Genomic DNA, 9,998 nt, shown 5'->3' with positions numbered 1-9,998 from the left:
GCGAAGTCGCGTATCACCTGCTGCTGCGGCACGCTCGCGCCCTCAGCCAGCCAGGGCGTCATCCCGCGTGCCTCGGTCAGCATCTTGTCGAGCTGCCCCGGACCACACGTCAGCTTCTCGCCACCCGCTGTGCCCTGCACGTGGACCTGCCGGGACTTGGCGACGCACTCATTCCAGATCCAGCGGCAGCGATCCCACTCGGCTTCGAGCCGGCGCCTGGCCGTGTTCGACAGGCGCACACGGAAGGTGTACCGGGCATGCCCGGTGTCCTTCGTGGCCGCTTCTGTCGTCATGCATCCGAACCTACCCGAGCGGACTGACAGTTGAGAGCTCTCGATCACGGTGGGCGGCATCACCGCCGTGCGCGGTGGACGCCGGATCACCCTGACGGCGATCCGGCTATCCCTCCCCTGCTCCGCAAGAGTCCGATTCCTCCCCGGCCTGAAGGCCGCGACATCCTCGGAGGAACCCGGTGATTGGGGGTCGCCAGGCAGGCGGTCAGAAATAGGGGCGGTGTCGCCGAACGTGGAGCTCGGGAGTCGCGGAACGCTGCCCGATATCACCGCCCTGTTCGCCACGACTGGGTGCGGACAGGCGTCGGGCAAGAAGAGGGCTGCGGGGCGCTCAGGCGTCAGCGGTACTGGAGGCGGGCCTGACGCGGGATGCGGCCGAACCTGCCGCTCTGGAAGTCGCGGAAGGCCTGCTCGATCTCGTTCGCGCTGTTCATCACGAACGGGCCGCCCATCACAACGGGCTGACCGATCGGCTCACCGCTGTAGACCATGACCACGCTGAACTCGTCGCCGTCGGCGGTCTCGAGTCGGATGGTCGAGAGGGAAGCCTGAGAAAGGGGATCGGACCAGGCGGTCTCCCCTGCGCGAACGAGGCGTCCGGCGATCGTCACCGTGCCGGACAGGACGTGGAGGAAGGCGCGATCCCGGCCTGGCAGCAGATGATCCAGGCGCCGGCCGGGCTCGAGGGTGATCAGCGCTCCGGATATGGGCCAGTTGTTCAGTGCGGGGCCGTGGACGCCGCCGGCCTCGCCCGAGATCAGGTCGATGCGGGCGCCGTCTGTTTCGATGACCGGTCGTCGGTCTGCCAGCAGGTCCTGGTACCGGGTGTCGACCATCTTCATCTCGCGCGGAAGGTTCACCCACAACTGCAGGGTGTGCGCCCGTTCATTGCGAAAGGCGAGCTCGCGGTGGATGATGCCACGCCCTGCGGTCATCCATTGCACGTCACCGGTGGTCAGTGCGCCGGCGTGACCGATGTTGTCACCGTGCTCCAGTACTCCGTCGAGGACCAGGGTGACCGTCTCGACACCGCGGTGGGGATGCCATTCGAAGCCCGGCGAGGAGAACCAGTCCTCGCTCAGCAGCAGGAACGGATCCGTGAGTTCCGGCCTCACCGGGGCGATGATCACGTTCCTGTCGTCGACCTGCGTGTCCGGTCCGAAATGCATCTTCCCCTCGACGCGGACGACGCTGCGTTGCGCTGCGCCTTGCGGGACTTCCATGGCCTGCATCCCTTCCGTACGACCCATCGAGTTGACGTGTCACCTCAACAGTACGCCGCCGGGTTGATGTGTCAACCCGGCCGTATGATGAGGGCATGGAGCAGCAGGCATTGAGTGAGCGCGAGCTGCGCGCCTGGCGGGCGTTCTTCCAGATGCAGGAGGTCCTGCGGTCACGTATCGAGCAGCAGCTCCAGGCGGGCAGCGGGCTGTCGAACGCCGATTACACAGTGCTCGTCGCCCTGTCCGAAGCCCCGGACGGACGTTTGCGTGCCTACGAGCTCAGCGACGAGCTGGGCTGGGAAAAGAGTCGCCTCCACCACCAGCTCACCCGCATGTGCAAGCGCGGCCTGGTGGAGCGCCGGAGTGGCGCGTCACGCGCCATGTATGCGGTACTCACGCCAGAAGGGCGCACAGCCCTGGAGGGAGCGGCCCCCAGCCACGCCCAGGAAGTGCGGCGCCTGGTCATCGACCGTCTCACAGCCGAGCAGATCGACCACCTCGCCGACATCTCCAATGCCATCCTTGACCATCTGCAAACGGATCACCCGGCTGTCGGCGAGTGACTCAGCAATGGCTTTCGTGCCGATCGGCGGGTTGGCGAGAGCGAGGTCACGAGCCGGCCCGAACGGCCCGACCGCTCTCGGTGCCGACACGACAGCAAAGCCGCTGACGCGGCTGCAGGGAAGGGTGGCGTCCCGCTTGGTGCAACACCGTTGTTATGCCGCCTGGCATTCTGTCAAGTCCATGAGTGTTTTTAGCGTTGCAGCTCGAGGGTGAGGACGGCCTTGGCTGCTGACGTCAGCCAGTTCGGGCTGCAACGGGCACGGCGGAAGATCCGCCAGCGCTTGACCGTCGCCACGCCGCGTTCGACCGGATAGCGAAGTCGGGCATGGGCGCGGTTCAGTGACCTCTGCCCGACGCTGAGTTCTTTGCGAGGCGGGCGTCTGGTTGGCACGACGGCCGTGCCGCCGGCGCCGGTGTACGCCATGTCGGCCAGTGGGGGGATACGGAGCCGGACACAAGTCTTCACGATGCGGTGGGTGCGGGCCGCGGTCAGGTCGTGGGTGCGGCCGGGCAGGGCAAGGGAGATCCACACGAGCTTGCCTTCTGGACCGGTGATGACCTGCAGATTTACGCCGTGGCGGCGGTGCTTGCCGGAGTAGTCCGCGCGCCCGTCACCAACGCGGTCGCACTCGGCGAGGGTGCCGTCGACCAGGACGTACTCCGGGTCGGCCTCGCGCAGGGCCCGGGTCAGGCCGGGCGCCTTCCGGGCGAGCAGGTCGGTGACCTGGTGGACGTAGACGTGGGCGGTGCCGACGCTGATCCGGAAACCGGCGGCGATCTGGGCGAGGGTGTCGTGCTTGCGCAGGTACACCAGCGCGACCAGGGCTCGCTGGGAGGGCCGGAGCTTGCACCTTCGGTCGCCCTCGCGAGTGACGATGAGCATGGTGACCCACTCCACGAGCGCGTGTGGCAGGTCCAGTGCGGCAGGACAGGTGACCAACGAGGCTTCCTGGCTGGTTGCTTGAGACGTGAGACATCTCGCTCAAGCGCCCGGGAGCCTCGTTCGTTCTGCCTTCACCGCGACCGCCCGGCCGTCACCCGATCGGTGGCCGCTCTGAAGGCTCCATGAACGAGAGGACGGGGTCCCTGGTAGGTCCCTGTGGTGTCGAGCCCAGAGATCGTCGTACGGAGGTCCCGTTGCCGCGGCAGTGTGCCACCCCGCCACCCGTGGCGTCAGCTCACGATGTGACGGTGTTGCACGACAAGGGGCACGCCCCAGGGAAGCTTCTGCCGCGCAGCCGACACAAACGCGTGCCGGACACGAGCGCCCCGGCCGGTACCGAGCGCCGCGGCACGCCACCGCTTTTAGAGACTGTCCGCCCCGGCAACCGGCGGCAGCTCGGCCGCCCGCTGAAGCCGGTGCGATGCAGTACGCCCGCAAGGTGATCGGTGAGCAGTTGCCGGGGCTTCGGTGGGGTGTTTCCCATATGCCGCCGGGCCATTCACGTGGAGGTGTGGCGGGTGATCAGGTCCAGAAGACGAAGGACGGCCGCATCCGCATCCGGGCGACGGACGGCAACCAGCGTGGTTTCCAGGAGTGGCGATCGCCCTTGCAGGGAAACGAAGGAGACTCCCGGAATCGAGAAATAACGCAAGGGCTCAGGCAGGAGGCTGACGCACAGCCCGGAGGCTACATAGCTGAGGAGGCCGATGAGATCATCAGCCACCGCGCGACGGCGTGGAGTAAATCCCGCCTCACTGCAGGCAAGGAAAACCTGTTGAGTCAAGGTCGGTAGCGTCATGGAATCCGGGAGCGCGAAATCCTCGCTACGCATTTCGCTCAACGCTACTTCGCCGGCTTTCGCCAGAGGGTGATCATCCGGAAGAGCCATCGCAATACGCTCGACAGCGAAGTCATGATATTGGAGCTCGTCCGACAGGGAGGAAGGGTCGCGCAGAAATCCGAGGTCCAGCGTACCGGATCGGACCATTTCGGCGAGGGCGGCCGGCGAATCCTGATGCAGATGGATGCGCAGCCCTGGCATTTCCTCGGCCGCCGCCCGGAGCAGTCCGGGCAGGTAATGGTGACTGAGGATGCTGACATAGCCCACTCGGACATCCCCCTCCAAGCCGCCGGCGACTCGTCGCACCCGTTCGATGGCCATGGACTGGGCGCTGAGGACACGTTGCGCATCCACGGCGAACGCCTCCCCTGCAGCAGTCAGAGAGACTCCTCCTGGGCCTCGATCAAATAGCCGCACGCCCAACCCCCGCTCCAGGCGCTGAATCGATTGACTGAGCGGCGGCTGACTCATGCGAAGCCGCTCTGCGGCACGACCGAAATGTCTTTCATCCGCCACCGTCAGAAATTGCTCCAGTATCCGCTTCGTGAGTTTAATATCCTCCATCATATGGATCATTATACTTCGATATATTGGACAGACATACCTGTGGAGGCGTCCACTAGGCCGAGGGGCTGCAGAGTCCAGCCCCATCGCCAGCAATTTCATGTGGGAGAGGCGCGGCAACGACGCAATGCCGTACCGGCCCAGGCCCTCTCCTTGGAGGTCACGATGCGCAAGCAAGACGCCGCCCAGCTCTTCACCACTCCGCTGGACTCCCCGGCCTACGCGCCCACCCGGTACCGCTTCAACAACCGCGAGTACCTCAACATCTACTACCGCACCGACCCCGAGGCGCTGCGCCGCCTCGTCCCCGAGCCGCTGACCGTCACCGACCCGGTGGTCCGCTTCGAGCTCATGCGGATGCCCGACACCACCGGGCTGGGTGACTACACCGAAGCCGGCCAGCTGATCGCTGTGGAGCACGAGGGTGAGAAGGGCGAGTTCAGCCTCGCGATGTACGTGGACAGTGTCCCGGCGATCTCCAGTGGCCGCGAATACAGTGCGTACCCGAAGAAGGCCGGCTCCCCCACCCTCTACGTGGACTCCGACACTCTTGTCGGCACGCTCGACTACGGCACGCTGCGCGTGGCCACCGCGACCATGGGCTACAAGCACCACACCATGGACATGGACGAAGCTCGCGCGGAGGTCTGCTCCCCCACCTTCATGGTCAAGACCGTCCCGAACTACGACGGCACCCCTCGCATCTGTGAGCTGGTCCGCACGCAGGTCACCGACGTCACCGTCAAGAGCGCCTACACCGCCCCGGCCCGCCTCCAGCTGTTCGCCCATGTGATGGCGCCGCTTGCAGACCTGCCGGTCCTGGAGGTCCTGGGCGCCAGCCACATCGTCACCGACCTGAGCCTCGACCCGGTCGAGCCGGTCTACGACTACCTCGCCGCCTGAGTCGGCGAAGCAACTCGGGCCTTCCCCACTCGACCTCGGTGGAAGGCACCTGCGCACCCTCTCCGAGAAGGATCAAAAATCATGACTCCCCTTTCCGAGCCTGTGTCAGCTCGCTACAAGCGTGCCGCGATCATCGGCGGTGGCGTGATCGGCATCTCCTGGGCCGGTCTCTTCCTCGCCCGCGGCATCGACGTGGTCATCAACGACCCGCGCGACGACATCGCTGACCTCGTCCGGGCGGGTCTGGAAGAGATCACCCCCACCCTGGCCCAGCTCGGGCTGGACACCAAGGACCTCGCAGCCGGGCTCTCCTTCGAGGCCGACCTGGCCACCGCTGTCCAGGGTGTGGACGTCGTCCAGGAGAACGGCCCCGAGCGTCTGGAAGTCAAGCAGCGGATCTGGCAGACCATCGAGCAGAACGCGCCCACCCACGCGCTGCTGGCCACCTCGACCTCCAGCATCCCGGCGACCGCCATCGCCGAGGTCATGCGGCAGCCCGAACGCCTCATCGTGGGCCACCCCTTCAACCCGCCGCACCTGGTGCCGCTGGTGGAGATCGTGCCCGGCGAGAAGACCTCCGAGGAAACGGTCCGCCAGGCCACGGCCTTCTACGCCGCGCTCGGCAAGAAGCCGCAGGTCCTGCGCAAGGAGGTGCCCGGCTTCGTCGCCAACCGCCTGCAGTCCGCAATCTTCCGCGAGTGCGTGTACCTGGTGGCCCAGGGCGTGGTGACCGAGCAGGAGCTCGACGACATCGTCACTGCCTCCATCGGTATGCGCTGGGCGGTTGCCGGCCCGTTCCGCACCTTCCACCTCGGCGGCGGCCCGGGCGGCCTGCCGCACTTCATCGAGCACCTCGGCCGCGCCATGAAGGCCAACATGTGGCCGGCCCTGGGCAACCCCACCTTCGACGAGGCCACCGTGGCCACGCTCATCGAGCAGGCCAACGAGGCCTTCGGGGGCAGCACCGTCGAGGAGCTGGCCGCCGAGCGCGACCGCGCGCAGATCGCCCTCATGCGCGCTTTGGGCCAGACCCCAGACGCCGGCACCGCCGACCACGCCTGACCGCCCTCCCCCACCACCACCGAAATCACGTGAGAAACACAGCAATCATGTCCCTGCCTGGCAAGTCCCTCACCGAAAAGATCAACAAGGCGATCGCCAACCCGGCCACCGACGACACGTTCGACATCCACGCTGAGACCAACGAGGTCCTCGCGGGCATCGGCCTGCAGCCGGGCGACACCGGCGGCCACATCACCTACGAGGGCGCCGACCCGGTCGTCCCGAGCACCCTGCGCCTCGGCGCGGCCTCCGGTATCTCCCTGGTCGCCAAGTCCGCCGCCATCGCCGCCCTGTGGAGGGACCGCACTGGTCGCGGTCAGGACATCCACATGGACATCCGCAAGGGCCCGCACCGCCTGTGCCCCTTCTACGAGGGCAAGTGGGAGCTGCTCAACGGCTACCCCAGCGGCACCCCGTCGATCATCAACATGGCCTACGCCAACAACTTCTACCGCAGCGCGGACGGCCGTTGGATGATGCCGTTCAACATCTACCCCAACATCAAGGTCGCCGCCCAGCGGCTGCTCGGCGCCGGTGACGTGCCCGAGCACGTCGCGGCCGCGATCTCGAAGTGGAACGCCCGGGAGCTGGAGCAGGCCGGCGCCGAGGCCGGGTGCGTGATGCCGATGGTGCGCACGCCCCAGGAGATCCTGCAGGAGGAGCAGTACAAGCAGGTCCTGTCCAAGCTGCCGCTGGTGGAGATCACCCGCATCGGTGACAGCGACCCCGAGCCGCTGCCCGCGAACCCCCTCGCCCCTTTCGACGGCGTCCGCGCGCTGGGCATGGGCCACATCATCGCCGGTGCCGGCGCCGGCCGCGCCATGGCACTGCACGGCGCGGACGTGCTGAACCTGTGGCGTCCCTACGAGCTCGAGCACGACGTCACCTACAACACGACCAGCGTCGGCGTGCGCTCCGCCACGGTGAACCCGTACACCGAGGAGGGCCTGGCCCGCATCCACCAGCTCCAGTCCGAGGCCGACGTGTTCTACGCCAACCGCCGCCCCGGCTTCCTGGAGCGCATCGGTCTGTCCGAGGAAGAGGCCATCGAGCGCCGCCCCGGCGCGATCTACGCCACGGTGTCGCTGAACGGCAAGACCGGTCCGTGGAAGGACTACCTCGGCTTCGACCAGACCGCCGGCGCGCTCACTGGCCTGCTGCACCTGGAGGGCGACGGCGACGAGCCGGCCCTGCCGCCCATCACCGTCGTCAACGACTACCTCCTCTCGTGGTTCATGACCGCTGGTATCGCCGAGGCCCTGCGCCGCCGCGCCAAGGACGGCGGCAGCTACCGCGTCCACGTCGTGCTGTCCCGCGTCGCCCTGTGGATCCTGTCCATGGGCATCTTCGACCAGGACTACGCCAGGCAGATCGCCGGCACCGGTGAACTGCATGCTTACCCCGACCCGGAGCTCTTCGCCGCCGAGACCCCCCTCGGCCACTACCAGGGCATCACCGACCAGGTGAGGATGTCGGACACCCCCGGCGCCTACCGGCAGATCCTCGTCCCACGCGGCTCCCAGCGCCCGGAATGGCTGCCCCGGGCCTGATTCGCCCACCGGCTGCTTCCCCCGCCCGCGCGCACCCTGGAGCGTCCTACCCGGCAGGCCAGACGGGGGGACGCAGTGCTCGGTCCTCTGGTTACCGATGAACGCGGCAGGACCATCCATCGCTTGAGGACATCACGCTCCATCTCCAGCTCGCGTATCCGCTTGTTCTTCTCCGCCATCTCCCGCCGCAGCCACTCCAGCTCGGCGTGCTCGGCCTCGCACATTCGTGCACCCGGCGGCGCGGGCTCGGCCGACCGGTCGGACGACGCCGACCCGTTGCGCCGCCACCACGACACCCAGCCGTGCAACGCGCCGGAGTGCACACCGAGCTCCTCGTCGACCTCCGGGATCGCCCTGCCCGCCTCGACCACGATGCGTACAGCACCCTCACGAAACTCAGGCATATACGCCCGTTGCTTGGACCCCAAGAACCCCAACCTTCCCTGCAATCACGGGCAAAGAGCCAAGGTGATCCCGGCCTGGCCCGCGCATCGGGGCCCTGCTCTGGACCTGGCCGCGCTCGCCTTCGGACGGATCGACGCTTCTTCGCCGGCGGCCTCTCCGACCGCTACGGCTGCAAGTCCTGGCTGGTCGCCGGCTTGCTCGTGGCACTGCCGGTGTTGGTGCTGCTGATCTTGGTCCACGAGCTCGTCCACCACATCGGCGCGTTCGCTGCGGCGCTGCTGGCATGGGCGAGCACGTCGCGTGAGCAGCCCGTGGGCGAAGATGTGTACACTTGTGTAAGGTAGTGTTCATGACGGAGACGACCTACTCAATCGTGGAAGCCCGCGCCCGGCTGGGCGCCATCGCGCGCGAGGTCAGCGCCACCCGTGAACCGGTCGCCATCACCGACCACGGCCAGACCATCGCCATACTGGTCAGCCCCGCCGACGCCCTCGAACTACAGGAGATGCGGGCCCTGGCCGCCTACCGCGCGCGCCAGGCCCAGGGCGAGAACGCTGGAGTTCCGCACGCCGAGGCGTACCGCCGCGTATTCGGCGGAGATGAGGCGTGAGCTACGACGTCATCTGGGAGCCCGAGGCCCTCGCTCAGGCGGAGCGGTTCGCCAAGGACGACCCTCAGGGCGTGCGGCACGTGTTCACCGCCGTCGACCGGCCCGCCGACGACCCGCGCCCCGAGGGCGCGTTCGGCAGCGCCGACGTGCTGCGCATCCACGTCGGCCGCTACCGCGTGATGTACGAGATCAGCGACCAGCAGGTCCGCGCCAGCGTGATTCATCTCGGACGCCTGCGCTGAGTGCGACGGATGGGGGGCGGCCTTTACGCGAGGCCGCCCCCCATCCGTGCTCCCGGACATGTCGCGGGCCGACCCGGCGGCGGACTACTCCGTGGAGGAGTGCCGCGCTCTGCTGCTGGTTGAGGATGGCTGGCCTGCGGCAGCGGTGGCAGCCGAAGCCAGGCCGAGTTCGGCCATCAGACAAGGGCAACTTCCCCGGCAGGGCAGTGGACGGCGGCACGGTCGGCCTCCCCGGCGTCGGCGAGCACCCCGTAAACGGAGGCCACCGACGGGTTCCACCTCATCCACAAACGACTGAGGAAACGCCTGGGTCAGCACCCCGACCGCGACCCGGTCCGACAACCGCTCACCAGATGACTTCAGCTGACCCGCTCTTGCCGCCCCAACAACGACCGGATTACCCCTGAGTTATCGGTACTGAGGTAGCCGTAGCTTCGTCCGACGGCGGTGCATCACCGCGTGCGCCGCGCGGACGTTGGTCGGCGACCGGCAACACAATGAGCGGTACGTCCATCCGGGCACGGAGATCATCGACGCTGATGTCGAAGGTCTCCCGCACGAACACACCTTGCGGTCCGACGTCGAAGACGGCGAGGTCAGTGTAGACCCGGCTGACGCAGCCGACGCCGGTCAGCGGGAAGGCGCACTCCGGGACCAGCTTACGGCCTCGGGAGAAATTGAGATCGGGGCATGCTCGCCTGGCGGTTCGGCTGGTGGGTGATCAGCAGGCGGCCTGTCGGAGGAGCACGATCTCGGTGCTGTGCCGGCGGCGGGTCGTCCTGCGGGCCGCGCGGTCGG

General features: G+C 67.5%; 11 protein-coding genes and 2 pseudogenes. 6 read left to right on the top strand and 7 right to left on the bottom strand.

Annotated elements, in window-relative coordinates:
* Both ACFYX0_RS45415 and ACFYX0_RS45410 read right to left on the bottom strand, forming a co-directional pair.
* Positions 1–293 (bottom strand): annotated as a pseudogene (locus ACFYX0_RS45415) (RNA-guided endonuclease TnpB family protein); the annotation flags it as partial.
* Positions 294–631: 338 nt separating this feature from the next.
* Positions 632–1,516 carry a pirin family protein gene (locus ACFYX0_RS45410; protein WP_388981068.1) on the bottom strand — a complete coding sequence of 295 codons (885 nt, stop codon included), beginning with the start codon at positions 1,514–1,516 and terminating at the stop codon, positions 632–634.
* A 95-nt stretch (positions 1,517–1,611) separates the two neighbouring features.
* Here ACFYX0_RS45410 and ACFYX0_RS45405 point away from each other — a divergent pair, with 95 nt between their 5' ends.
* Positions 1,612–2,079, top strand: coding sequence for a MarR family winged helix-turn-helix transcriptional regulator (locus ACFYX0_RS45405; RefSeq protein ID WP_388981065.1), 468 nt, complete (start codon positions 1,612–1,614; stop codon positions 2,077–2,079).
* 191 nt (positions 2,080–2,270) lie between these two features.
* On the opposite strand, the gene ACFYX0_RS45400 is transcribed toward ACFYX0_RS45405, so the two are convergent.
* Together ACFYX0_RS45400 and ACFYX0_RS45395 are read right to left on the bottom strand one after the other, a co-directional pair.
* Positions 2,271–3,020, bottom strand: a complete 750-nt coding sequence (locus ACFYX0_RS45400) for a transposase family protein (protein WP_388981062.1) — start codon at positions 3,018–3,020, stop codon at positions 2,271–2,273.
* Positions 3,021–3,522: 502 nt separating this feature from the next.
* Complete coding sequence (locus ACFYX0_RS45395; RefSeq protein ID WP_388981059.1) at positions 3,523–4,431, bottom strand: LysR family transcriptional regulator; 909 nt, start codon at positions 4,429–4,431, stop codon at positions 3,523–3,525.
* 162 nt (positions 4,432–4,593) lie between these two features.
* Here ACFYX0_RS45395 and ACFYX0_RS45390 point away from each other — a divergent pair, with 162 nt between their 5' ends.
* From ACFYX0_RS45390 to ACFYX0_RS45380, 3 genes are all read left to right on the top strand, one after another.
* Positions 4,594–5,331, top strand: a complete 738-nt coding sequence (locus ACFYX0_RS45390; RefSeq protein ID WP_388981056.1) for an acetoacetate decarboxylase — start codon at positions 4,594–4,596, stop codon at positions 5,329–5,331.
* An 81-nt stretch (positions 5,332–5,412) separates the two neighbouring features.
* Entirely contained in the window at positions 5,413–6,393 is a 981-nt protein-coding gene (locus tag ACFYX0_RS45385) for a 3-hydroxyacyl-CoA dehydrogenase family protein (protein ID WP_388981054.1), read from the top strand.
* 47 nt (positions 6,394–6,440) lie between these two features.
* Positions 6,441–7,943 (top strand): CoA transferase, encoded by a 1,503-nt coding sequence (locus ACFYX0_RS45380; protein ID WP_388981051.1) that lies wholly within the window; start codon positions 6,441–6,443, stop codon positions 7,941–7,943.
* Here ACFYX0_RS45380 and ACFYX0_RS45375 read toward each other — a convergent pair.
* The gene (locus ACFYX0_RS45375) at positions 7,883–8,371 is read right to left on the bottom strand and encodes a transposase (RefSeq protein ID WP_388981048.1); all 489 of its coding nucleotides are present in this window, start codon (positions 8,369–8,371) and stop codon (positions 7,883–7,885) included. The two genes, ACFYX0_RS45380 and ACFYX0_RS45375, sit on opposite strands and share 61 nt — an antisense overlap.
* Before the next feature lie 140 nt (positions 8,372–8,511).
* Positions 8,512–8,679, bottom strand: coding sequence for a hypothetical protein (locus tag ACFYX0_RS45370; RefSeq protein WP_388981045.1), 168 nt, complete (start codon positions 8,677–8,679; stop codon positions 8,512–8,514).
* Between the two features lie 18 nt (positions 8,680–8,697).
* Between ACFYX0_RS45370 and ACFYX0_RS45365 the strand changes: the two genes are divergently transcribed.
* On the top strand, positions 8,698–8,958 hold the full coding sequence (locus tag ACFYX0_RS45365; RefSeq protein WP_329511585.1) for a type II toxin-antitoxin system Phd/YefM family antitoxin: 261 nt from the start codon (positions 8,698–8,700) through the stop codon (positions 8,956–8,958).
* Positions 8,955–9,200, top strand: coding sequence for a type II toxin-antitoxin system RelE/ParE family toxin (locus ACFYX0_RS45360; RefSeq protein ID WP_388981042.1), 246 nt, complete (start codon positions 8,955–8,957; stop codon positions 9,198–9,200). Before ACFYX0_RS45365 ends, ACFYX0_RS45360 begins: the two co-directional genes overlap by 4 nt.
* Before the next feature lie 496 nt (positions 9,201–9,696).
* Here the strand turns inward: ACFYX0_RS45360 and ACFYX0_RS45355 are convergent.
* Positions 9,697–9,861, bottom strand: a pseudogene (locus tag ACFYX0_RS45355) (3-oxoadipate CoA-transferase); the annotation flags it as partial.
* Positions 9,862–9,998: the final 137 nt, after the last annotated feature.

Origin of the sequence: Streptomyces sp. NPDC002573 (genome assembly GCF_042889625.1) — a bacterium.
GTDB lineage: Bacteria > Actinomycetota > Actinomycetes > Streptomycetales > Streptomycetaceae > Streptomyces > Streptomyces gibsoniae.
The sequence above is the reverse complement of the archived record's forward strand: the minus strand, read 5'-3'. Positions and strand labels throughout refer to the sequence as shown.